At 46.2% G+C, this 25,019-nt stretch carries 25 protein-coding genes; 7 read left to right on the top strand and 18 right to left on the bottom strand.

The features are described 5' to 3' along the window. Positions 1-335 precede the first annotated feature (335 nt). From PAEAM_RS29440 to yyaC, 5 genes are all read right to left on the bottom strand, one after another. Complete coding sequence (locus tag PAEAM_RS29440; RefSeq protein ID WP_165790099.1) at positions 336-2,978, bottom strand: O-antigen ligase family protein; 2,643 nt, start codon at positions 2,976-2,978, stop codon at positions 336-338. A 191-nt stretch (positions 2,979-3,169) separates the two neighbouring features. Further along, positions 3,170-4,417 (bottom strand): class I SAM-dependent methyltransferase, encoded by a 1,248-nt coding sequence (locus PAEAM_RS29445; RefSeq protein ID WP_100529813.1) that lies wholly within the window; start codon positions 4,415-4,417, stop codon positions 3,170-3,172. 96 nt (positions 4,418-4,513) lie between these two features. Next, positions 4,514-5,218, bottom strand: coding sequence for a DUF6483 family protein (locus PAEAM_RS29450; RefSeq protein WP_100529814.1), 705 nt, complete (start codon positions 5,216-5,218; stop codon positions 4,514-4,516). Positions 5,219-5,489: 271 nt separating this feature from the next. Then, the gene (locus PAEAM_RS29455) at positions 5,490-6,281 is read right to left on the bottom strand and encodes an alpha/beta fold hydrolase (RefSeq protein ID WP_100529815.1); all 792 of its coding nucleotides are present in this window, start codon (positions 6,279-6,281) and stop codon (positions 5,490-5,492) included. Between the two features lie 60 nt (positions 6,282-6,341). Continuing rightward, positions 6,342-6,899: a spore protease YyaC gene (gene yyaC / locus PAEAM_RS29460; RefSeq protein WP_081745863.1), complete on the bottom strand. Its 558-nt coding sequence runs from the start codon at positions 6,897-6,899 to the stop codon at positions 6,342-6,344. Positions 6,900-7,056: 157 nt separating this feature from the next. Between yyaC and PAEAM_RS29465 the strand changes: the two genes are divergently transcribed. Beyond that, complete coding sequence (locus PAEAM_RS29465) at positions 7,057-7,281, top strand: DUF1128 domain-containing protein (protein ID WP_017692283.1); 225 nt, start codon at positions 7,057-7,059, stop codon at positions 7,279-7,281. Between the two features lie 64 nt (positions 7,282-7,345). Here PAEAM_RS29465 and PAEAM_RS29470 read toward each other — a convergent pair whose 3' ends face one another. After that, positions 7,346-8,071 carry a pirin family protein gene (locus tag PAEAM_RS29470; RefSeq protein ID WP_100529816.1) on the bottom strand — a complete coding sequence of 242 codons (726 nt, stop codon included), beginning with the start codon at positions 8,069-8,071 and terminating at the stop codon, positions 7,346-7,348. 139 nt (positions 8,072-8,210) lie between these two features. Then, on the bottom strand, positions 8,211-9,230 hold the full coding sequence (locus tag PAEAM_RS29475; RefSeq protein WP_100529817.1) for an asparaginase: 1,020 nt from the start codon (positions 9,228-9,230) through the stop codon (positions 8,211-8,213). A 177-nt stretch (positions 9,231-9,407) separates the two neighbouring features. Here PAEAM_RS29475 and PAEAM_RS29480 point away from each other — a divergent pair, with 177 nt between their 5' ends. From PAEAM_RS29480 to PAEAM_RS29495, 4 genes are all read left to right on the top strand, one after another. Next, positions 9,408-10,109 (top strand): phosphatase PAP2 family protein, encoded by a 702-nt coding sequence (locus PAEAM_RS29480; RefSeq protein ID WP_051449537.1) that lies wholly within the window; start codon positions 9,408-9,410, stop codon positions 10,107-10,109. 134 nt (positions 10,110-10,243) lie between these two features. Further along, positions 10,244-10,501 (top strand): GlsB/YeaQ/YmgE family stress response membrane protein, encoded by a 258-nt coding sequence (locus PAEAM_RS29485; protein ID WP_017692278.1) that lies wholly within the window; start codon positions 10,244-10,246, stop codon positions 10,499-10,501. A 64-nt stretch (positions 10,502-10,565) separates the two neighbouring features. After that, positions 10,566-10,973: a YtxH domain-containing protein gene (locus tag PAEAM_RS29490; RefSeq protein ID WP_076212649.1), complete on the top strand. Its 408-nt coding sequence runs from the start codon at positions 10,566-10,568 to the stop codon at positions 10,971-10,973. A gap of 84 nt (positions 10,974-11,057) precedes the next feature. Then, positions 11,058-11,423: a DUF5665 domain-containing protein gene (locus PAEAM_RS29495; protein ID WP_017692276.1), complete on the top strand. Its 366-nt coding sequence runs from the start codon at positions 11,058-11,060 to the stop codon at positions 11,421-11,423. A gap of 20 nt (positions 11,424-11,443) precedes the next feature. Here the strand turns inward: PAEAM_RS29495 and PAEAM_RS29500 are convergent, their stop codons facing one another. From PAEAM_RS29500 to PAEAM_RS29550, 11 genes are all read right to left on the bottom strand, one after another. Further along, positions 11,444-12,505: a magnesium transporter CorA family protein gene (locus tag PAEAM_RS29500; RefSeq protein ID WP_243391501.1), complete on the bottom strand. Its 1,062-nt coding sequence runs from the start codon at positions 12,503-12,505 to the stop codon at positions 11,444-11,446. A 101-nt stretch (positions 12,506-12,606) separates the two neighbouring features. Continuing rightward, a complete protein-coding gene (locus PAEAM_RS29505) occupies positions 12,607-13,380 on the bottom strand; it encodes a sigma-70 family RNA polymerase sigma factor (protein WP_036606995.1) in 774 nt (257 codons plus the stop codon). Continuing rightward, positions 13,377-13,829, bottom strand: coding sequence for an anti-sigma B factor RsbW (rsbW, locus tag PAEAM_RS29510; protein WP_036606993.1), 453 nt, complete (start codon positions 13,827-13,829; stop codon positions 13,377-13,379). Before rsbW ends, PAEAM_RS29505 begins: the two co-directional genes overlap by 4 nt. A gap of 18 nt (positions 13,830-13,847) precedes the next feature. Then, on the bottom strand, positions 13,848-14,186 hold the full coding sequence (locus PAEAM_RS29515; protein WP_036606989.1) for an STAS domain-containing protein: 339 nt from the start codon (positions 14,184-14,186) through the stop codon (positions 13,848-13,850). An 86-nt stretch (positions 14,187-14,272) separates the two neighbouring features. Further along, positions 14,273-15,949: a response regulator gene (locus PAEAM_RS29520; protein WP_100529819.1), complete on the bottom strand. Its 1,677-nt coding sequence runs from the start codon at positions 15,947-15,949 to the stop codon at positions 14,273-14,275. A 16-nt stretch (positions 15,950-15,965) separates the two neighbouring features. Then, positions 15,966-16,838, bottom strand: coding sequence for a CheR family methyltransferase (locus PAEAM_RS29525; RefSeq protein ID WP_036606984.1), 873 nt, complete (start codon positions 16,836-16,838; stop codon positions 15,966-15,968). Positions 16,839-16,924: 86 nt separating this feature from the next. Further along, positions 16,925-20,650: a response regulator gene (locus PAEAM_RS29530; RefSeq protein WP_100529820.1), complete on the bottom strand. Its 3,726-nt coding sequence runs from the start codon at positions 20,648-20,650 to the stop codon at positions 16,925-16,927. Continuing rightward, complete coding sequence (locus PAEAM_RS29535) at positions 20,647-21,816, bottom strand: PP2C family protein-serine/threonine phosphatase (protein WP_100529821.1); 1,170 nt, start codon at positions 21,814-21,816, stop codon at positions 20,647-20,649. Before PAEAM_RS29535 ends, PAEAM_RS29530 begins: the two co-directional genes overlap by 4 nt. Positions 21,817-22,156: 340 nt before the next feature. Next, positions 22,157-22,501, bottom strand: coding sequence for a YflT domain-containing protein (locus PAEAM_RS29540; protein ID WP_017692267.1), 345 nt, complete (start codon positions 22,499-22,501; stop codon positions 22,157-22,159). Between the two features lie 94 nt (positions 22,502-22,595). After that, positions 22,596-23,129: a hypothetical protein gene (locus PAEAM_RS29545; protein ID WP_036606978.1), complete on the bottom strand. Its 534-nt coding sequence runs from the start codon at positions 23,127-23,129 to the stop codon at positions 22,596-22,598. Positions 23,130-23,197: 68 nt separating this feature from the next. Next, positions 23,198-23,707: a DUF948 domain-containing protein gene (locus tag PAEAM_RS29550; protein ID WP_036606976.1), complete on the bottom strand. Its 510-nt coding sequence runs from the start codon at positions 23,705-23,707 to the stop codon at positions 23,198-23,200. Positions 23,708-23,927: 220 nt separating this feature from the next. On the opposite strand from PAEAM_RS29550, the gene PAEAM_RS29555 reads away from it, so the two are divergent. Further along, positions 23,928-24,092 carry a DUF1328 domain-containing protein gene (locus PAEAM_RS29555; RefSeq protein WP_017692264.1) on the top strand — a complete coding sequence of 55 codons (165 nt, stop codon included), beginning with the start codon at positions 23,928-23,930 and terminating at the stop codon, positions 24,090-24,092. A gap of 373 nt (positions 24,093-24,465) precedes the next feature. Then, on the top strand, positions 24,466-24,948 hold the full coding sequence (locus tag PAEAM_RS29560; protein ID WP_243391502.1) for a hypothetical protein: 483 nt from the start codon (positions 24,466-24,468) through the stop codon (positions 24,946-24,948). Positions 24,949-25,019 lie beyond the last annotated feature (71 nt).

A 25,019-nucleotide genomic window follows, 5' to 3' on the forward strand; every position in this document is an offset into this window, starting at 1 on the left:
TCATACTCATACTCATACTCATGCCCATGAGCGGTAACGAATCTGAGGCGTCTTATTCAAGGATTTGAAGCACTCTTAGAAATCTAAGGAATCTGAGACACGTTATCTCGGAATTTTTGGACTTTTATAGGGTTTTGTTAGGGAATTTCCGGAAATAACGTGTCTGATGTTCCTTACAATTTGAAAAGAGGAGCTAAAGGTCAAATAAGACGTCCTGTGTTCCTTAGAAAATCGCATACCCTCCGTAAGGAGCAGCCAGCTTGGACTTCAAGAATTATTAAACGCTGACATCCGTCATCATTTCGCTTGGGTTAGCGTCAATATCCAGCAGTGATTCAAGGACTCCTCTTGGTCAACTCTGGAGTAAACGGTGGAGAAGAAGCCGAAGCAAGCCTACGTAGGTTCTCTCCATAGCCTGGAGCATGTTCTTCCAGTACAAAACGACGATCATTGCGAACGTTTCCTGCCTCCACTTCCTCAGCCAACAGTTGATACCGTTCATACATCTGGACACCAGCGGCGGCAGTCTGTTGGGCACGATCCGTGAACCCTGCCTTCCATTCCCTCCGCGCTGCCTGCTCCATCCAATACAAAGCCGTGGACTGGCCAATGCCATCATACCGATTCAATGCGATTGCTTGTTCAAAATATTCTCCAGCCTGCTGTCCTTCGCCGAATTGGGCTGCCAATCGTCCGAGTTCGATGTAAATCTGAGGGTGCATCGGGGAATGGGACAGGCTGTTCAAAAGGAGTGATTCTGCTTCTCGTCCCGGAAGAGATCGTGCAAGGGATATCACGATATCCGGTCGATTCGGGTTAGACTGAAGGGCAGCCATAAGATGCACCTTCTGTGCTGGAGTGCCATCCGGTTCAGACATCGCCTGACGGTACTGCACTTCTGCTACGGCATATCGGGAGGTCAGCCAGACTATTCCACCAATCCAGAAAAGGATGATCATCACTGTGGATCCCCTTATTAGCCGAGCAGTTACTCGCTGAAGAATATGAAAGAAGGAACGCAACGGCACAGCTGATGAGTGGGATTGGGTTGGTAAATATCGCAAGAAAAGGGATCTGGATTTAGATCTCGATTTAGATCCCGATTTGGATCTGACAGGAGTATATTTCACAGTTACGCCGGATCGCTGGACCCCCTCTGTTTCCGTCTTCAATGCAGTTGCCCAAGCACCGAGCCAGATGAAGAGCATCCAAAATAGTGTAAAGCTCCAGTCAAAGTCCATCGCCCCATGCAGGCCAAAAACAAGCACGGATGGCATGAGCTGCGGTGCAAAATGAAAGATGCTTCGCAGGGTGAGGAGAAACCACCCTGTGACAAGCAGGATGCCGATCATGCCCATATCCAGGGCGAGATCGAGCAGGCCGTTGTGGACCTCGCCTCCGACATAAGGCGAGGATTGAATGGCGCGGAACATGTTGCGCCATGTATCCCCCCCGTGGCCGAGCCATGCGGCCTCGGTCCACAGCTGGAGGGCGTCCCGCCACATCTGTAGGCGGGACACCCCAGTGCCGACACCCGCCGCGAGGCGATCGGCGGTGGAGGCCACGGCCATCAGGGCAGCGGCGGCTCCTGCCAGCACAATGGCCGTCAGGGCAGCGGCGCGCGGAGCCTTGGCGGCGCCGCTGTGCCATAGACGGCACAGCAGCAGCGTGCCGAGCAGCGCAGCTGCCCATGCCCCGGCCAGTGCCAGCAGGCCGGGCACTGGTGCAGGCGCCAGCTGGGCAGCAGCCAGCTGGCGGTACAGCCAGGCCGCGCACGCCAGTGGCGCGGCCATGGCCAGTAGCAGCGGCAGGCGGGCACCGCGCCGCTGCAAAGCAAAGGCGGCGACCGCGGCGCAGCCGGTCGCCAGCCAAGCGCCGCGCGACTCGCTCAGCAGGAGCGCGGCTTGCGCGGGCATGAGCGGCAGCACTGCCGCGATGAGTCGCCCGGCCGGCACAGGCCGGGCTATGACTCGCGCGGCGGCTGTCAGCCGCTCCAATGCGTACATGCCAACAACGGCACCGTACGCATTCGGGTACTGCAATAGTCCGCCGAGCCTTGCTCCGGCGGAACTGATCTCGGGGTCAGCAGTCCGCATCACCCCGAAGGGCAGCGGCAATATCCCGCACACGGCAAAGATGCCGCTTAGCACAAGCAAGCCGCCTGCCATCTGCCAACCGCAAGCTAACCAACGTGCACCATTCGTGCGCGCAGCCAGTATTGCAGTGAGCAGAGTAAACATCGCAAGCAGGCTCCATCGCAGCATCTCATCCATGCTGCCCTGTTTACTCACCGAACCTGCCCACGCATGTACCCCAAAACATGTCATCATCCCCAGCGGCCACAACACCCGCAATATTCCCGGGATTCGAATCATTCGCCAAACCATTCGTTCATTGTTCCCTAGCCAATGTACCGGTGACAGAGGTACTTGTTTTCTTCCTTGCTCCTGCTCTTGCTCTTTCTCTAGTCGAATACCTACAAGGAAAAGCAAAAACATAATCAATATGCTTCCTGCTGCGATCAGAATGACAGGATACAGATCCGCCGAATAATATAGTCCCCGACTCAGACACCCTGCAAGTAGCAAGATAATTGAGAGTATGCCCAGCCCAACAGTCCCTCCCGACCCTGAATAATGTTCACTTCTCAAGATCCAAGGAAAACGACCTGACCCATCAATTTGGATAACTCCATTTGATTGATATGTATCATCTTTTTCATACATATCATCTTTCATATCATCTTTGTTGTATGTATTTTCCCTATGATATGCACTGTCTCTACTGCCTTTACTGCCTTTACTGCCTTTACTGTCTCTACCGTCTCTCTTGCCCCCATTACATAAGTCCCTGTTATCTACATATTCTGTACCATTTGCGTGGTGAGACCGTTCAAACGCCTGTTCCATCATTTCCTCATTCGCCGCATACCCTCGTCTATACCTTACAACTCCCTTATGCATTGTCCTATTCTTCATCCTTATACACCCTCCTTCCTTCCACCGCTCCATATGCATAACAAAAAGACAGAAGATCCCGATAACGGGTCCTTCTGTCTGATATACATCTGACAGTTATGATGTTGATTGCTACGAAGTATGTGCATTGAATATCATTTTACATTCAGGGACCCTAGTTGCAGTATGTCCCTGGATTGTCATTGGCACACTCAGCAAAGGTCGCAATTTGCGGAATCTTGATCGGTTTCTTTGCTCGATTTTGATTTCCCGTTGGCCTGCTTGCCATCGCCAGGAAGCAAATCGGCACAAGCCCGCTCCAAATATGGATCGGCATGAATGAAATCACGGAAAGCTGTGTATTCATTCCACATCTCCGTCACTTCGCCGGCCTGACCACGAACAGCACGAATCAATATGTTTTTAGGCGTATTCTCCATATCGATGAATTCAAGCAATTGTGTTTTGTATCCCATCAGATCAAGCAACTTGGCACGAATCCCATCCGTAGCCAGTGCGGAAAAACGTTCCTTGAGGATGCCATGGGACAACAACGGATTCATCACGGAAGCCTCTACTTGGTCAAACAGTTCATGCTGACAGCAAGGAACAGACAGAATAACAGAAGCCCCCCAACGAACTGCCTTCTCCAAAGCAGCATCGGTAGCTGTATCACAGGCATGCAGCGTTACAACCATATCCACTTCGTTCAATTCATCGTAGTCCGCGATGTCTCCAACCAGAAACTTCAGATCGCCATAATGCAATCGATTAGCCAGATCATTACAGTGTTCAATTACATCTGCCTTTAAGTCCAGCCCAATAATCTTGAGTGAACGCCGTTGTTGAACAGATAGATAATGATATAACGCAAATGTCAGATAAGACTTGCCACAACCAAAATCAACGATGGTCAGTGGACGCCCCTCCGGCAGATGCGGAATAACATCCTGCACCATTTCGAGGAAACGGTTGATCTGTCTGAACTTGTCATACTTACGAGCCAGCACACGACCTTCTTCGTTCATAATACCAAGTTCAACGAGGAACGATACAGGTACGCCTTCTTCCAATACATATTGCTTTTTGCGATTATGCGACAGGTCCACCGCAGTTTTGGAAGCAGATTTGGTCAGAATGGATACTTTATATTTTTTGCTGATCAAAATTTGATAGTCTGCCTCGGTCGTACAGAGCAGCCCTTGACGAAACGTCTCTTCGCATAACAAAGTCATGCGCTCAGCCGCTTCAGCCGGAGTCAAATTCTCGTGCAGCACTTTGTTGTTATAATGAAATGCAAATTGATAATGCAGCTGATTCTTCAGTGTCACCGGCTTGACTTGCACTTTGGTATACGAGACATTGTCCCGTCTGCGCAGCTGGCTCCAGGTCGCTGTAATCAGCGAATTCTGTTCAAAGATGTCTTGTATAAGCTTTCGCAATGAATCCACGGGGTACATCTCACTTTCGATTTGGTTTGGTCAACCGTTACCATACCACAATTCCGTTCCCTCTCCAAGTAAAGGCATGTAACAGGCCTTGATCCAATCCATATTTTATGAGTTCATCTCTTGACGACTTAGTTCAGCTAGTCCCTCTTCAACTTCGTTCCGTGGCAGACCGCCCTGCTCCAGTTGTTCATCCGTGAGTGGGCTCAACCTTTCATAGAACGCCTGTACATCATCTCGGTAGCTCACCGGGAATTCAGCACCAAGCTGTAGCAGCCTGTACCAACTGTTCTCTGCCTGGTCATAAAGTCCTTGTTGTTCACGATACAGGGCAAGCTGTCTTTCGGTTCGAGCAGGGAGTTCATATTCTTTCGTAAGCCCCAACACACCCTCCACCCGTTCCGGTGCGTCCAACAACTTGGGATTAGCGCCATGATTCAATGCATACAGGTAAAAATGAAGTGATCTCATCAATCGAATGAGGGCGTCATCCTCTGCGTCCATTCTCTCCTGATCATCTATACCTTCCACTTTGGCCTTCTCTTGATAGATGTAAGCCTCTTCTTCAATCAGCCTCGCGGCTTGCTGCAGATTATCTACCTCAATTATTCCGCGAAAACGGAACATTTCAATAACATCCTCTGCTGGCAATGAGTTCAGTAGAGATAAGTTCAACCCAAACTGCCTGCGCATCAACTCATCCAGTTCAGACAATGCCTCGGTGTGCTTACGCTGCTGTTTGAGCGTGAACACTTTGCCTATTGCTTCAGTCATTTCCTCCATCATGCGGAGCAGATAATCTTTTCTGAACATGCTCTATGCCCCCTCATCATTCGACCCTATACATTCAATCGTTCTCATATCGTTCCTTTATATTTATTTTAATTCATGCCATGACAAAAAGCCAAAAACAAGACACACGTGTCTTTGCTCTGGCCATGAACACACTAAACCCCTGCCTATCCCAAAGGGACGTGGCAGGGGCTCGGTTGAAATGGAACTGGTTACTCCTCCTCCACAAGAGGTTGAATCATCCAGAAACCAAACTATATTCTAAAGATATCAACATTAATCACTTCATCAATTACTTCGATAATCCAGCCATAAATTGTTTAATGACCTGAATTAACTCTTCAGGAGCTTCATACATGCTCATATGACCCGCACCCGCAATCACGGCTTGCACAATATGTGGCTTGTCACTTGTAAATGTACGTTCTGGCGGTATAACAGCATCCTTCTCTCCCGCAACCAGCAATACAGGTAAAGGTGTAGCCGATAACACATCGCGGCGATCCGGGCGTTCTCGCATAGCAAGTGCAGCACCAACAGCACCTTGAGGAGCAGTCTGGTATCCAATTTCCTTCACACGTGTTACATGCTTAGATAACGATTCCACATGTTCAGGTGCAAACAGTCCGGGAACCAGTCCATCTACAAAATTCACGATACCTTCGGTCTGAATGGTGGATACAGCGCGCAGGCGTTTTTCCTTGGCTTCTTCACTGTCCGGATAGGCTGTCGAATGAATCAGACCAAATGCATTCAAACGCTCCGGGTGACGTTGTGCAATCGAGAGCGCAATATATCCCCCCATCGAGTGTCCCAAAAGGACCGCTTTTTCCACATTCAACTCATCCATCAACTGTAATACATCGTTGCCCATCTGTTCGATGGTATAACTTCCTACAGGCGCATCTGTTTTTCCGTGTCCACGCAGATCAGGTATGATACAGCGATAGCTGCGTGCCAGTTCAGGTACGACCTCATCCCAATACGATGAACTGCCACAGTAACCGTGGAGCAAAATGAGTGCTTCTCCCTTACCTTGTTCGGCATAACAAATCGTCGTTCCATCACACATCACTTTTTCCATATGAATCCCTCTCTCTGCGCGAATTAAATAATTCAGGTTGTATATTATTAAGCCTACATATCATGAATGAAACGTTTGTCTACATTTCCATGCTTCAATTGCGGCGTCTGCAATCGTTCGGGACATCCCCATAACCAAGTGAAGCGAGGTCATCTGCAAAATGGAATAGGGCCTTGGTCCATTCGCATTAACCACAGCTGCTACACTGTATTGTCCAACAGGGGGGAGCTTGCCTCCGACCGATTGGGCCGGAATGAGTGGGTTATTCGAGAGATAGTATGTACCTACCGCCTGCTTTGGACCCAGACATGCATCAATCGCTATGATGGCATGGTGTGCAGGAATAAGTGCCAATTTCTTTTCCAGCGTATCTGCATCACAAGGGGAAGACAGCGTGCCAATCACGTTCTCCATTCCGCTCTCTTGCAGTAAACTTCCTGTCAGTGGACCCAGAGCATCCCCGGTGGAACGATCAGTACCGATGCAGACAAACGTGATTTCAGCTGGAGAATGAAGTTGAACGATGTTTTTGAAAAATAAGACCAGATTCTCTGCAGGCACGCCTTTGCGGACTTCCCTTCCTTGATGGCGAACCATTTCTCGCTTATACGCTGCCAAGCTGTATTCCCTCCAGTACACTCAGGTTCCATTAAATCCTGTTGTTGTATCCATCATTGTAACCGATGCTTGGTTTCCCCGCAAAAGCATTAGCCTGAGCGCTTCCAATCATGATACAATAGCAAGAGTTTCCGATACGGAAGGGATGAACTTAACGATGGATTTAACACAAGCAACAGCAGCCAATATGGAATATATGATTGAAGCGATCAAAACCAAACTTCGTATGGCAAGCGGTGCCGCCATGCAAGCTTCTTCATTCCCACTTGAGAAATATGAAGATCTGTTTGACCTGTATGAAATGATTTTGAGCAAGGAACATCTCAGTATATCTGAAGTGGAAGCTGTCGCTTCGGAACTGGGTAATCTTCGTAAATCCTAAGCAAAAAAAGGACCTGTTTTCCACATCACCGTGGGAACAGGTCCTTTTTCATATGTTTATATCCTTAAGGCAGGTCAACCAAAACAAATTCGGCAGGTTCACTGTCTGTGCTCGTGATTTGCAGATCACAGCTTTTGCGAATTCGTGCGGCATCCCCCGGCTTGAGGTTGAAGTTACCATCCGAACAATGAATCTGCACATGTCCACTGATCAGGAAAAGATGTGTCCGTCGATCTTCGTGTTGCGGGTACATCAACTTTTTCCCGGACTCCAAATGGGACAGATAACAGGTTACATCCTGGGAAATAGGCAATGCGCCTTCGCTTCCCTCGCCCCCTTGCCCGGATACAATCGGACATAGACGATTCAAATGCTCCTGCGGCTCTATTCTCCGATTCGTATAGGAAGGTTTCAGCATACGCTCCGATGGCAAAAACCACATCTGGAGGAAACGTACCGGTTCATCCGCTGACGGATTGGTCTCGGAGTGTTCCACTCCCGTACCCGCACTCATCACCTGGACCGTTCCCGGTTCAAGCAATTGTTCTGTTCCCATACTATCCGTATGTTTGAGTGTACCTGATATGACATAACTGACAAGTTCAAGATCATGATGTGGATGTTTCTTAAAGCCTTCTTGCGGCATCAGCGTGTTTTCATTATGAGCCAACAGACAGCCAAAATGGGCGTTGCTTGGATCATCATAATCCGCAAAGGAAAAGCTGAATTCACTGTGTATCCAACCTCGATCCGACGTGTGCCTTTCTTCCGATGTCACCACTTTAATCATGTTCATCCACCTCCAAGGGTTTAGAGCTGCCACATTACCGCGGCAGTCCATGCGTGTATATGAATTGTATAGATGAATACCAGTTGGTATGTCATCTTTACCCGGGGTCCGGCAACTCTAATCACGCCCCTTCTTAAGGTTATACGCTATCTTGAAGTGAGTGAAGAATGAACTCACTATCTGCATGACCTACAAGGGTACCCGCATCATTTCGGATGTCCGAAGGGAACACTTCAGCCAATCGTGCAATGGTTCTCTCATTCGAATAACCAATCTGTCTCAGGATGGATTGGGTAATGAAGGCCCACTCTTCCTCGGAACCATCAAGCACCTTGAAGGTGATTCCCAGTCTTTCTTTTTTCAGGCCAAAACCGAATACCCCCTTGAATCCACCCTTCGCTACAATGTTATTGTCTTCCAGCAGCACTGAATCTACACGCTCCGTGCCACCTACCATCAACGGATGTTCATTCATAGCTGATGTTATGGTCTCTACAGCTGTTCTTGTGGAAGGATCAGCGATAAGATCCGGACAAGCGAGCTTCAGATAAGCGTTCGACAATGCCGACAACGGCAAAGAAAATACCGGAAAGCCGCAGCCATCCGTCCCAAGCTTAATCTCTTTTTCCTCAATACCTGCCAGGTCGGCAAAGGTTTCAAGAATTTCTCGTTGTACCGGATGTTCCGGTTCAGCGTAACTGCCCAGATCAACCTGCTTCATCTGACTGTACCCCAGAATTCCCAGATGTTTTCCGGAGCAGTTGTGCAAGATGCGCCGTTTCTCTCCTTGTGCACGTAACCATTGATTACGGCTTTCTTCATTAAGCGGATAGCTTGGTGCACAGATCAGGCATTCTTCTCCCAATCCAATTTTACCGGATAACTGCTCCAGCACCCGAATGTGTTCCGGTTCCGAACGATGCGAAGAGGACATGATGGCAATCTCCTGTGCTGATAGGCCATAGTGACTGGCAATTCCTGCCCGAATACCTGGAATGGCTTGAAAAGGTTTGGCAGATGAGCGAGTGAACGCTCTAAAATGAGGGTCACCAGCCGAGTATACGATTCGGCCATACTCATCCGTAATACTTATGTGTCCGTAATGGGCGCATTCCATAACGCCTGCACGGTATTCTTTAATTAACAAGGCACTCTCCATGCGAGTTCTCTCCTTTGTGCTCCCGATTTCATCTCTGCTTTGCGTCACGACGCCGCATGGGATATCTTAAATAGTATAGTACAAAAGCGACGTTTTTACAGTTTTTTCGACAGGCGTTTCGGGTATAGCTTTATCATCTATGTTCATCTACTACAATAACTGAAGGAGAAACTCATTATGCCGCGCAAAACGTATTCACCAGCCTCATTCAGTTCAAATTCCGGTACGTTATTACGTCCACTCTTCAACTGGGGGTTGGCTGGTCTGGCCCTCAGCGCATCGGTCGTATTTATCCTGGCAGGTCTGGGTGCCTGGTTGGGTGCTGATGTTATTATTCGTCTGGATGATCAAATTCAGCAATTATTTTATCTGAATTCAGATTCACGTCTTCATCTATTCCCTTACACTGCATTCATAACCGCACTGGGCTCATTCAAAATCTCTGCTGTGGCTGCAGGAGGTTTTGCTCTTCTTTTCTTCATTCAACGCAGTCCAAGGTTTGTTGTATATGGATATGCGCTCACGGGAAGTTTTGCCATGATGTGGATTCTGAACACCTTATTGAAGGAATTTTTCAGACGAAGCAGACCTGAACTGGATCATCTGCTGGTCGTTCACGGGTACAGCTTTCCAAGCGGACATGCCATGATCTCCATGGGCTTTTACGGCATGCTCTTTGTAATCTGGGCCATTGAACGACAGCGACATAACTCTTCCGGTGTGTGGCTTCCTGTTCTATGTGGTATTAGTTTTATTTTCTTGATTGGCCTCAGCCGGATCATGTTGGGCGTTCATTATCCTACAGATGTATTTACTGGATTTACTGCTGGATTGGCATGGATCTTCTGCATGGTTAAAGGCATTAAACAAAGCCACTAAAGAATCAATTCCTCTGATTTCCAGTTCATTCATCCTCATCTTTATTGTTTCACAGGGTTGCACGGGGTTTATATACGAAGTAAGCAAACGCGAACAGACAACATCCTACATCAAGTTTAAAGGAGGCGGTTGTTATGTGGGGCATCATTATCAGCATTGTGATGGCTGTCATCATCGGTTTGATCGGAGATGCACTTGCCGGTCACAACATGCCTGGAGGCATAATCGGTGCAATGATTGCCGGATTTGCCGGAGCCTGGCTGGGAGCACTTTTGCTTGGTAACTGGGGACCAGTTATCGGTAACTTTGCCATTATCCCTGCCATCATTGGTACAGCGCTCTTTGTTTTCTTGCTGGGGCTTGTGTCCAGACTGCTAAGACAGGCTGCCTGATTCGGGCAACAAGGTGTTCGTTGTTTCGTATTTGTTTCTTAAATTGAAGAAGGAGTGATTAGACATGAATAAAGCAGAAGAGCAATATCCTGTACAGACGGGTTCGACTTTCGCAAAAGGTATTTTCATCGGGGGTTTGCTGGGAGCTGCTGCAGCACTACTCTTTGCGCCTAAACCGGGACGTGAATTGCGTGGTGACCTTTCCGAGAAAGTGGGCATCGTTACTGACCGCACCAAAGAAGTGGCAACTGTTGTAAGTGACAAAGCCACTGAACTGGCTAAAACGGTCTCTTCCAAAACTTCCGACATTGCAAAAACGGTAAATCAAGGCCGCAATGATGTAATGGACTCTGTGAGAAAAGCGTCCGCTGATGTGGCTAACGAAGCATCCCGTGCATCTGATGAAGTGGCTGCCGCTTCCGTTGAAGCGAAGGAAGATGCACGTAAAGAACTTAACTCGACTAGCCTGTAAGGCGATACAGATCGAGTGACCAATAGCCAGCTGCACTCCAGCTGGCTATTTTTTATCCAATGAGAGTTGAGGAGGACAAATAATATGAGTAAAGTTACAATCAACGGTAATACTCCAATTACGGGAGGAACACCGGCACAGCAGTATGATACAAGCGAGCATCCTTTTGAATTGCGTCATGAGGTAAAGCGATTGAACACCCGTCTGGACCAGATTGCGGACAGTCTGGAGAGAGCACAGATCAAGGATATTATTGAGAATTACAGCAGTCCCAAAAAGCGGATTATTACCAATTTTACAGCGGGCATGGCACGAGGTCTCGGTCTGACTGTGGGTACCTTTGTTGTTCTCGGTTTGCTGGCATTCATTCTCAGCCAATTCGTGAATATGCCGATTGTGGGCCAATATATCGCTGACTTGCTTGGTTATATTGAAGATTACAAAAACTAAGAGGACTAACCAACAGTAGGCTATCCCTTACGTTTTTCCGTTGCTCCTTTTTTCTCTGTCTCTTCAGCTGAAGGCTGTGAGGATTTCACTTTGAGCAGATCTCCTGTCCAGCCTTTCATCATCAGCCATACATACATGCTGATCATGCTTAAGATAATGACAACAAGGACCAGTACAACTCCCCATGATTTGTCGATAAAGGGCAGGTTCTCAAAGTTCATCCCCCATATCGCGCCAGCTGCCGTGGCAGGTATGAACACAGCAGTAACAATGGTCAGCGTCTTCATGATCTCATTGCCACGTACACCGGAGATCGCATTATCAATGGAGATTAACGTATCGATCTCTTTCTCGTAGTGACTAAACAAACGTTCCATTCGCTCTACTCGATGTTGGAGCTGCTGGAAATATCGATTTTCGTTGATTTCACTGAGATAAGCCTCATGGGCAGCAGCCATCAGTTCCGAGTAGGGGATAAACAGATTGCTCCAGTATAACAGTTCAAATCGGGCGGCCAAAATCTGGTCCATTAAAGTTCGGGCATTGCGGGATTCCATCTTCCGTTCCAGTTCACGCAGGTTCATCTCAAAATGATCCATCCCTACATGGTAGTAATGCAGTATAGCTCGAAAAAGTACAAACATCCCGTCCCTGGCTTCACTACATTGCTGTAACATATGGGCACGTTCATCCGTCTTCATAATGCCTCGTGTATTGTCATCCATATTCAAGGTAACCAGGTTATTGCGATCGACATAGAAAAACATCTGATTATCTTGACGTTTGTCATCTCTCTCATTTTTGACCGCATACAACAATGAACCAAATATGACTGGTTCAGTACCATTCACGAAACGGACGGACAAATAATTCGATTCCACTTCCGGAATCTTATGAAGCCAATACCGCATATCCGGAAACGCCTCTGTCAGCTCCCCCAACGCATCGTTCATGCTATCGGTGTCAGGTGCAACCCAATCCCACCATTGCCAATGGTCCGAGCAAGATAACTTGTCACGGCGAGCTTCCAACTTGATTTGGTTCACAATCACTTTATCCACTCCTGCACTCATGTTCTTCATTGCATACCCATCTTTTTGATCCCAAAAAGGACACGTATGCATTTCAGCGCATTGACGTGTCCTTCTTTATGCCGTACTCAACAACATTAGGGTTCCATTTGTCATAACATTGAAGCATTAGACATGATCTGTTTCAATTTCTCTGTAGCTCGCTTCTGAATCCGAGATACACTCATCTGTGAAACACCAAGCTTCTGGGCAATTGCCCGCTGAGATTGGCCATCCTGGAATGCTAGAATAAGTACCTGCTGTTCTTGTTCCTTCAATTGTCCCAATGCCTGTTGCAAGTCCATCCGTTTTTCGACCGAATCATAGTCATTCACATCTGCACTGATCAGTTCTCCCAATGTTGCTGCACTGTCATCCTGAGATAAAGGAGAATCCAGTGATACATAGTGGTAACATTCCCGACCAGCCAGAACTTCAATTGTCTCTTCTGCAGTCAGATCAAGGTATTCAGCAATTTCGTTCACACCGGGTGAGCGCTCCAGCTTAACGGTTAACTCATCAATGGCATGTTGCACGAGGGCTCCCTTTTCCTTAATCCTCCGGGGCACCTGAATATACCAGGATTTATCACGCAAGTAGTTCTTCATATGACCGATCATGCTCTTCATGGCATAAGGTTCAAACGGAATACCCAGGTTGATATCGTATTGCTTAAGCAAACGAATCAAAGCCATCTGCCCGGTCTGATACAAGTCTTCGTATAGATCGGGGCGATTCCGAGCGATTTTACCTGCTGCCATCTTGACCATTGGTTCATATTTACGGATGAGAACTGTTGCAATTTCATTATCTAGGGTCTGCTGGTATTCCCAGATCAAACCTATAGCTTCAGACATGGACTCTGGGGGAGTCACTTTTTCATTCATACTTTCTCCTCACTTCTTGCAAGACGTTTTACGAGTACTACTTTCGTACCTTTGCCCGTCTCACTTTCCACACTGACATCATCCATCAAGGCTTGCATCAGGTAGAACCCAAGTCCGCCAATCTGTGCTTCCGTCAGTTCTTTGTCGTGTAGACCGGCACGTGACACAGCAGGGTTCATGTTCTCGAAGCTGGCACCTTCGTCCTTGACAATAATGGACAATGTTTCGCCATCCACTTCGAATACAACTTCAACCATGCCGCCTTCGTGTGAGTAGGCATACAATACAGAGTTGTTACAGGCCTCGGATACAGCAACTTTCATATCCTCAATATCTTCGTAGGAAAATCCCATTTTGGATGCTACTCCATAGAGATTGAGTCTTACAATATCAACGTAATCAGCTGTCGCAGGTAAATTAAGGGTGACTCTTTGAACTTCTGCATTCATTCCTTTTTCGATCCTTTCCTATTGGGAATTCTTCTGTGTGACAAAGAATTTGGCGATGCCCGTCATGTCAAAAAGTTTCTGAATCTGCGCAGGAACTTCCTGTACTTCAAAGCGAGCTTCCATTCCATGTCTGGCCTTCAGAACAGATAACAGGATACCAATCCCTGTACTATCGATATACTTCAATTCTTTCATGTTAATCACAAGATCCTGTTCCTTGTTATCCACGAGCGGCTCCATCACCAAGCGGAAGTCAGGAGCAACCGACAAATCCAGTTCGCCAGTCAGATACACCGTGCACACGCCGTCCTGAGTTTCAGTTCTTGCATTGAATTTTTCATTTTTATTTGTATTCATTAGACATCTCTCTCCTGATCAATGGTTTCCTTACCTAATAACCCAACTTCAGCACGAGTGAATCAGAAAGAAGTTTGGAAAATGTTTCAATTGGCATGATTCATGGCTGAAGGGCCTGGGTCTAACATTTGTTGTTGTTTCTGAAACTGGGCTATTTTCTGTTTTACATTGCCCATTTTCACCGGTTTACTAATATAATCATCCATGCCGGCAGCAATACAGCGTTGCTGAATACCTTCCATCACGTTAGCAGTCATGGCTATAATGATTGGCTGATTAGACTGGGTCAGACTCTCTCGAATCCGCCGTGTACATTCCAAACCGTCCATCACAGGCATCTGCAGATCCATAAACACATAGTCATAGGGATAACGGCTGCCGTTTACCATATCGAGTGCGCTCTGTCCATCTTCAGCAATGTCTGAGAGCAACCCCAGCTTACCAAGCATAATCGCCATCAACTTCTGGTTGATCGGATGATCATCCACAATTAATACCGTAGGATATTTATTCTCATTTTTCACATCCGTTGGTTTCTCTTCCCCGTTCCTCTGGACCAGTTCAGTTTCTACATAACGTTTCGCCTGAATTGTAAATACAAACATCGCTCCCCGTTGCTCTGTTGTATCCAGATAGATCTGTCCACCCATCATTTCCACCAGAGTCTTGCATATTGCCAGTCCTAAGCCAGTTCCACCGTATTTACGTGTCATGGATGTATCCAACTGGGAAAAAGGCTGGAACAGGCGATCCACTTTGTCTGAAGCGATACCTATCCCGGTGTCTTTAACAGCAAACTCCAATGCCATTTGTCCGTCTTTTTCTTCATTCACTGACACAATCAAATATACGCCACCCTGGTCTGTAAATTTGATTGCATTGGCAATAAGATTCAAGAGAACCTGACGTAGCCTTGCCATATCCCCATAGATTAATTCAGGGACAGAATCTTCCAGGAAATAATCCAGTTCCAGATTCTTTTTGCCTGCTTCTGCAGCAAACAATCCCAGCACTTCCCGAATACAGGAGACAAGTTCAAAAGGATGCTCTTCAAGTTCCATTTTGCCGGATTCCATCTTGGTAAAATCAAGAATGTCGTTGATAACCGTGACGAGTGCATCTGCACTGCGACGAACGATGTCTGCATATTCCTTCTGATCTTCCCTCAGTTCCGTCTCCATCAGCAGATCAACCATACCGATAACTCCGTTCATCGGTGTACGAATCTCATGACTCATCATCGCCAGGAACTCGGTCTTTGCATTGGCTGCAATTTCTGCTTCTTCCTTGGCCTGAATGAGTTGTTGATTCATCTTCTCCAGTTCCTGTGTCTTCTGGTGAAGAAGCATGGTCTGTGTCTTCAAACGTTTATTGGTGATAAACATCTCCACAAAGCCCTCGATTTTGGATTTCAAAATCTGAGGAATAAATGGCTTAACCATGTAATCAATGGCCCCGGCTGAATACCCGGCAAACAAGTGCTCCGCTTCTCTGCTATTGGCAGAGATAAATATAATCGGCACATCCTTGGACTTGTCCCGTGCCTTAATTAACTTCGCTGTCTCAATTCCGTCCATTCCAGGCATCTGCACATCGAGAACGATAACCGCAAATTCGTCTTTTAGCAGACAGCGGAGTGCCTCTTCTCCGGAAGTTGCCTTAACGAGTTTATATTGTTCCGATTCCAGAACTGCTTCAAGAGCAAGCAAGTTCTCAGGGCGGTCATCTACCAATAATATGTGGATTGGTTCATTGAGCCCCATGGCTAACCCTAACCCCCTATTTGATCTTCCGGTATATTTTTTCGGTCCGGTCTAACGGCTCATAGGTATCACTGAACTCTGTAAAATGTATCGATTCTTTCGACCCCAGAACCAGAATACCAAAGTGGCTCAAGCTCTCATGAAACAGCCCATGCACATGGTTCCGCAGTTCATCATTAAAATAAATCATGACATTACGGCAAAAGATAACATTAAACTCGTTAAATGACCGGTCTGTTGCCAGGTTGTGCTCGGCGAAAATGATGTTCTTCCTTAGAAAAGGATGGAATATCACCGAATTGTATTTCGCTGTATAGTACTCGGAGAAGGCTCTGGTACCCCCTGCCTCCAAATAATTTGTAGTAAATAGTTTCATTTTCTCAATACCATATACGCCTTCTTTGGCCTGTTGCAAAGAGCGATCATTCATATCCGTTGCGTAAATTCTTGCCTTGTCATACAGTCCTTCCTCATGCAACATGATGGCCATGGAATAAACTTCCTCTCCCGTAGAGCATCCCGCATGCCATATTCGGATATACGGGTAGGTTCTCAGGATAGGAATAATCTGTTCCCGAAACATACGGAAAAGCGAAGGATCTCGAAACATTTCCGTTACAGGGATGGATAAGTTCTGTACAAAACGTTCAAACGCGGAACGGTCATGAAGAACACGCTCCTGCAAGCCGGATATGCTCTTAACACCTTCAGCATGTGCATGATGCCAGATTCTTCGTTTCAGGGATGGCAGTGCATAGTTTCTAAAATCATATCCATATAAACGGTGCATGCCTTCCAACAGCAACTCAATCTCGATCAGCTCGCGTTCTTCATCTTGCGGCATACGGACCAAATCTGCCCCCGTCTCGGTAGGTTCCCACGGTGTCATAAGTTCTCTCCACTTCTTCATTTGTTACTTGCGTATTCGTCGTATTGTCTTTCATTACCCAAACAATGAACATACGAATAATGAACTTACGAATACAGCCATACGCGCATTAAGGATAACAATTGATCTGTCTGGATCGGTTTTTTCACATAATCAGATGCTCCAGCCTCAATACATTTGCCGCGATCCTCTTTCATGGCTTTGGCCGTAAGCGCAATAATCGGTAACTTTTCAAACTGCGGGATCTGTCTTATTCGTGTCATCGCTTCATAACCGTCCATCTCTGGCATCATCATATCCATCAGTACCAGATCAAATTCCGGATTTTTGTCCAAAATCTCCAAAGCCTCTCGGCCGTTCTCAGCAAACGTCACATCCATCCGATAGCCTTCAAGAACACTTGAAAGGGCAAATACGTTACGAATATCGTCATCTACAAGCAATATTTTCTTGCCTTCAAACAACGTTTCTTTGTTGTGTAGTTTCTGTAAGATTCGACGCTTGTCTTCCGGCAAATTGGCTTCTACCCGATGCAGGAACAAAGTCGTCTCATCCAGCAGACGTTCCGGTGACTTCACATCTTTGATAATGATGGATTCCGCATATTTGCGCAGCTTCATTTCTTCCTTGGAATCCAGTTCTTTGCCTGTATAAATTATAATCGGCAGATCGTTCAGATATTCATCATCACGAATCTGGTCGAGCAACTCAAACCCGGTCATATCCGTTAACATCAGATCCAGTACCATACAGTCATAACGCTGGCTGTGTAATTCATTCAATGCCTCACTACCTGTGGATACAGCGGTGATTGCCACATCATCATGACCAATCAATTCAATAATGGCTTTACGCTGAATTTCATCATCTTCGACGATCAACAGTCGTTTCAATTGATTCTCAGTATATGATTTGATATGCGAGAATGCTTTATCCAGTGAATCCTTGCTCGAAGGTTTTTTCAGATACGCAATGGCGCCCATCATCAGACCTTGTTTCATATCATCAATGACTGAAATCACATGAACCGGAATGTGGCGTGTTGCCGAACTGCTCTTCAGCTCGCCCAGAATGGTCCAACCATCCATCACCGGCAATTGAATATCCAGGATAATGGCATCCGGCAAATATTGACGTGCCATTTCAAGTCCTTTATCACCTTGAAGGGCAACAAGTGCTTTGAATCCTCTTCCCCTCGCCATATCCATCAAAATATGTGCAAAGTTTACGTCATCCTCAATGATGAGCAGGATTTTGTCACCTTCCATGATATTCTCCCGATCATCTTCGATCTGCGTGACATCTGGAGTATGGGAAGGAGACAGATCTGTACCCACGCTACGCTCCGGATCAGGAGAGAGAATGGACTGATGACTTGAAAGCATGGTCCGTGTTTCGATGGACTGTTCATAAAGATCCTCTGAGGATACAGCTGCTTCTCTTGAAGCACCTTCCTCTACCAAGGCTTCCTCTTCATGATTATCCGGGAGGTATAAAGTAAAGCAGCTACCTTCCCCTTCGGATGATTCCACCTGTATTGCGCCACCAAGCAAACGTGCCAATTCCCTGCTAATGGACAATCCCAGACCAGTTCCACCGTATTTCCGACTTGTGGTCCCGTCTACTTGCTGGAACGCTTCAAAGATAAGATCCGTCTTGTCCGATGGAATGCCAATGCCGGTGTCTTTTACACTGAATCCGAGATATTCCTGATTGGTATTCATATAACCCGGCAGCTCTTCCGGTTTCATCCGTCTCCCAATCAGACTAACCGAACCTCGATTGGTGAACTTAAATGCGTTCGACAACAAATTCCGTAAAATCTGTTTGACGCGATGACTGTCGGTGTACACCCATTCCGGTAGATCGCTGTCGAAATCGATATTTAAGTTCAGTTCCTTTTTATTCGCCATCGGTCCAAAGTTCTGCTGAACAAAGCTGGTCAGCTCTTCCATTCGTACGGTCTCATAATTGATATCCATCTTACCTGCGTCCACCTTGGACAGATCCAGAATCTCATCAATCATCTTCAGCAGATCCGCTCCCGACATGTAGATGGTTTGCGCATATTCCTGCTGTTTGTCAGTCAGATTTCCACCTTTGTTCTCCGACAATAACTGGGACAAAATGAGCAGACTGTTCAATGGTGTACGGAGTTCATGTGACATATTCGCTAAAAATTCGGACTTGTACTTGCTTGTCATCGACAGCTGTGTAGCTTGCTGTTCCAACTGTGTCTTCGTTTTCTCAATTTCGTCATTTTTCTCTTCAACTTCACGCACCTGCTCTTCAAGCGCCCGCGTCTTGGCAATGAGTTCCGTATTAAAATGTTCCAGTTCTTCCTGCTGACGCTGTAGCAATTCCTCGGAACGTTTAAGTGCCTCTGTCTGCTCCTCCAAATTCTCATTGGAACGACGAAGTTCTTCTTGCTGTGTCTGCAATTCTTCCGATTGAACCTGAAGTTCCTCAGTCAGTGCCTGGGATTCACGCAGCAGCTCCTCCACACGCAAACGACGTCGAACGTTGTTCAAAATTACGCCCAGGTTCATAATCAGTTGTGTGAATAACTGCTTGTGCAGTTCATTGAAACCTTCAAAGGAAGCCACTTCAACTACACCAATCAGTTCATCTTCAAACACGACAGGATAGATCATGATACCCGCAGCACGTGTTGAGCCTGAAGCTGAACCAATATGCACGTAATCTTCGGGCGTATTTTCCAGAATAATCGGTGTCATATCCAGCGCGGCTTGACCAATCAGGCCTTCCCCGATGCGATACATTTCCTTACCAACATCTTCGTTCTCTTCAAATGCGTATGCACCGTAACGTCTCAGTTCGTCGGGATGTTTCTCCTCATCGATCAGATAGACGACACCCAACTGAGCACCAAGCACAGGTGTGAACTCACTGATAAACATCTGTGAAATTTGGCGAATGGAGCCAATCCCCCGAAGCAGCTCCGGGACTCTTGCGATGTTCGAACTCATCCAGTTTTGATCCTGCTGAGCCTGCACATAAGCCCTCTCGATCTCCAGTTTTTCTTCCAGATCACTGGATACATCTTTGAACACACTGGCAATCTGACCAATCTCATCGGTTGATTTGACCTGTATGCGCCGAATGGTTCGGTAACGCCCTTTACCAAAGCTGGTAATCATCATAGATACAGTGTTCAGACCCCGTGTAATACTCGGCAGCACCCAAAGAATGACACCCAATGCAAGCAACAACCCGGCAATCATGATACTTATCGTGATCTGTACTGCTCTCGTATACGCTTCGTTAGCGTTCTTGATCTCAGCATCAATCTCTTGGTCCTGATAACGTGAAAGAGCATTCAAACTATCCACAGTTTCTTTTTGCACCGCGAGTCCTGTTGAATTGCGGTAGTTATTCGCATCTTCTACCCGGTTTTGGGACATCAGGTTGATCTGTCTCGTTGCATAAGATGTATAAGCGGTCCACGCCGTATTCACACGATCCACCAGTTGATGTTCAGGTGCACTGTCTGCCCGGTTTCTCACTTCTGCGAGGTAACCATCCCCCCGATCCTTCATCTCCTTCAGGTCACCCTCAGCAGCATTAATCGAATTGTTCGGATTCAATAACAAGTTAGCCAGCACTTTGGCTATATCATTGACCTCTCCACGTGCAGCAGAAGTGAACCTTACTTTGAGATAACGTTCCTGATACATCTGATCAATCTGTTGATTACTGCTGTTTAACCGTTCATAACTCACAAACGTGAGCACGATCAAAATGGCCATCAGAGCGGTAAAACCAATCAGCAGTTTATTCCTGATCTTCATTCATCCACCGCCCCTTTATTCAAAGTAATCCAGACCAGACATTTATCATCATCCCGCTCTTGGGGAATTTCGTCGTCAAAAAACATGGCCTGCATAGCAGCTTCATTCCACTGATGTGAGCCGGTCAGTTTTTCGATCAGGAATTCATGTTGTTCTTCCTGCCCGCCCTGAACAGCTTCCAATAATCCATCCGTATAGAGTGCAATATGCCCGTCACCCTCATAATGGATCGTTTGTGGTTCAATATCCATCTTGTCAAATAAACCAACAGGACAGCAGACGCTGTCAAATGTGGTGACACTGCCGTCGTTTCGGAAAAATAAAGCAGGTGGATGCCCTGCATTAACATAATCAATACGTTTCATCCGTGTATCAACGACCAGATAAATTGCCGTGAAATAATACTGCACCAATTGTTTTTCCAGATGGAGCTGGTTAAAACGACGGTTCAACTCTTGAATGACCTTCTCTGGATCCACATAAGTGGTAACCGTATCTTTCAACACAGAAGCGATAAACATGGTAAACAGGGATGAAGATATCCCGTGTCCCATCATGTCGAGCAGCAGTACTCCGTAACGGCCTTCCCCAAGGGGGTACCAAGAATACAGATCACCCGCAAGCTCAAAGGATGGTTTATAGATGGCATGCACTTGGAACAACGGGTCCCTAATTGCCGGACTTAATACAGCATTTTGGACCATCGCTGCCAACTTGAGCTCATCCTGAATACGTTGATCACGCTCTTTATGCCAATCCTTCTCCTGTTTCAAACGAAGTGCGAGTCGAATTCTGGCCATCAGTTCGACTTTATTAATCGGCTTGGTCACATAATCAGATGCACCAGCATCCAATGCTTCGGCAAGTTTCTTGGAGTCTCCGATGGCAGTCACCATAATAATCGGTATATCCTTCAGATTCTCAAATTTCTGCACAATACTGCAGGCTTCGATACCGTCCATCTCAGGCATCATCATATCTAGCAAAATCAGGTCAATATCCGACGGTCTTGGACGAAGTTCGTTGCTTTCCTCCCCAATTCCTAACACTTCAAACATTTCCATGGCGGAACTCGCCGTTACAATGTCACGATAGTTTTCTTTTTTCAGAATTTCTCGAATGATAATGACATTCGTCGGATTGTCGTCAACAATAAGTATTCTCATTGATATCTCCTTATCTGTGGCGTCCGGGTTTGTCGATTCTTATTAGGTTAAAACAAACGTTGATTATACAAATTTTGCATACAAAACGGCAGTAGACATAATAATTCCTAGTATAACTATAATCGTAAAAACAAAAAACTTCTATCAGTAAATGGCACCATCGTAGGGGAATATCCCCGCGACCTACCCTGTTTTTGCAGCGTCCTGATCCCGCTTCCAAACTTGCAAAAACATAGATAAGGAATGGGGAAAGCCCCATTCCTTATCTATGTTTTTGATTAAGCATTTTACATAAATGATTCAGAAGCTTGTCCATGTTCAGCAAACTTCAACTTATCGGTTAATCTTTCTTTTTAGCAATAACGAGTACTTTACCTTTGTCGAGCTCACTCTCGTAGAAATCCGCTTCGGCTTCGGTAAAGCCCATCGAAACAATTTTGGCCCGGAGTTCATCACCACGTGAGCGGAACAGATTCGCCAAGGAATCAAATACGCCTTCTTCCTTTATGCCAATTTCTTTGGCATCTGCTGTATCGGCAATTCGATCTGTACGATCCTTCTCATGGGCGAGAACAAAGATTTGATCAGCAAGGTATCCGGTAATCTGCAATTCTTTCACCGCTTCTACCGCTTGGACTCCGTTTTCTACCACTTTTGCATAAGCTTGCTCATTGGTTGAATTCATCGTTTCCACTCTCCTCTGATTTAATCTTCTGTATCGAGCTACTTAGTATATAACCATACTATATGGGTTTGAAACGATTTGGTAATAACCAATCCTAGGAAACTGTGTCATCAAAAAGATCAATGCCTTCAATCTGATGAGATCCTGACTTCATATATACCTTCAGAGCCTGGTCCCCACGGAGAAACACTTCTCCGTCCTCTGCCACATAATAAGGTTTCCCTAGAGCATGATGGATCGCTTCAATATTCATCTCAATTCTCTTTCCGTTTAACATGATGTGATTCTCAGATGCATCGATATGCACATATTGAATGACATCCGTATCTTCACACAAGCCAACCTTCACATCATGAAAGTGATATTCAGGACATCCCAGATAAGGATCTTCCTGCTTATGCCCCGGCTGGCCCTTATTGGCCAACAAATCATCCATGGTGTCATCCAGAGAAATGCCATTCAGAGTCCGAAAATGCTGGAAAGTCTCGGATCGATCAACAGCCAGAGTTACCTCTGACGCCTTCTCTTCCATTGCCGTCCATTGCATATCGTGAGCAGCGGGTACCGCTGCCGGTTGAACGGAAAAGGGAGAAATTACGCTAAACATCACAAGCAGTAGTTTCATCATGATTCTCACCCTTTCATCAGGTTCATCACCGCTCTGAAGGCTTCTTCATGGGTTACAAAGCGGTCATGTTACTTGCGCATCCGTTGCCATACGTTCGCTGCAACATCAACATACTTCATCCAGTTTTTCCCGCCCTTAGCTTCACCATTATATGTAGCTTCATAGGATTGCAGGGTACGATCCGTTGATGTAGCAGGCGGTGCAGTTACATGAACCGCTTCAGCATGCTTGGTCTGTTCAGCGTTGTTACGTTTGGTCTGAAATTTCGCCATCAGCGTTGTGGAGACTTGCTTGGCTGCTGCCGTCACTTCATTCAACACTTCTCCCAGATTCTCAACAGATTCCATAACAGGATCAATTTTTTTCATTTTGTGTTGTACATCCACCGTAATATCATTGGCATGTCTTACCGTCTGCTTCACTTCATAACTAAGTTCATCAATGGTTTTCTGTACCTCCTGCAATGTCTGTGAGACATTGTCCAAAGAACCCTGAGCGGATTTCAAGGTACGAATTAAAAAGAATACCAGTACTGCAAATGCCACTGCAATCAGGGCCACGCTAATTTGATAGATCATAGAAGAACCTCTCTTTCCATATGTGCATCAGTTTGTTATTGCTATAGTTACCCGGCGATTTCCCGGACGAAACAATATTATATATCCCTTCATATATGCCTTCGCTTGGAAAAAAAACCAATGTTTCAAGCGGTTAGCACTCGGTTAAAGTTAGACTACACAAGGCGGTGAGGTGAACACAACTCACTCCACAAACAATTATACGAAAGGATGAATACTTATGTTGAAATGGTCTGTATTATTTCTAATTATTGCACTGGTAGCAGGTATTTTTGGATTCTTCGGTATTGTTGAAGCAGCTGCTTCAATCGCGAAAGTACTCTTCTTCATCTTTGTTGTACTGTTCGTAATCTCCCTGATTACGGGACGTAGCCGAATGCGATAACCTCAGGCTCTGATATGTCTGAGTGTTTACTAAACGATTACATACAAAAGCCGATCGTGCTCCCAAGCCGATTGGCTTTTGTGCGTTCAGGCATAGGTCAACTTTTCTATATTATGTATTGCACTCCCTTCTGCTTTATTCCAATCCGCTCTCGTATGAATCCCAAAAAAAACAGGACCTTTTTGAGATAGCCAACCCGGTTTTATCCCACTGAAGTATGATATTTACAGGCTTGCTATATACCCACATATGAGCCAGTTGACACTGGAGAATGCAAGAAAATATTGTTATAATTTGTGATTCATAAGGGTGCTTGCTTGGTTACTTGTAATCAGGACAACATTTTACATACCTACCGAGGAGGAAAAACAAAATGAAAAAAATCGTAAGTTTTGCCGCTGCTTTAACATTGATGGGTTCGATGGCTGCCGCTGCGGGTGCGGAGGAAGCGGTTACTGGAACGGTAACTCCGGAAACAGGAATTGAGGCTACAACAACGACAACAACTCCGGCTGTTGAAGTGAACAAACCTGCTGTAGAAACAGTAGAAGGTACTACTGAGACAGTAACCGGTGCTACCTACAGCACTAATGGTAATAACCCTTCTCCTACAACAGATAAGTTATTTGAAGAGCCACTCGTAAAACCAGGTGATGAAGTACTGGCACCAACGATGTTGCTGAACCTTCTGGAGCGCACTTGGTTCTATGATGCACCTAACGGTAAACCAATCGGTGCATTAGGCTCCCAAGTCATCGATACAACAGGTGAAGTGGTTGATGGATTCGATGGCGGCGAGTGGGTACAAGTATACACTTGGAAAGGCAAAGCGTGGATCCACGTTGCCATTCAATAACATCGTATAATCGTTCTAACGATAAGTAAAGAGGACAGCACGCACAATCGCGGCTGTCCTCTTTTCATTTT

Origin of the sequence: Paenibacillus sp. GM1FR, assembly GCF_002803315.1 — a bacterium.
GTDB lineage: Bacteria > Bacillota > Bacilli > Paenibacillales > Paenibacillaceae > Paenibacillus > Paenibacillus amylolyticus.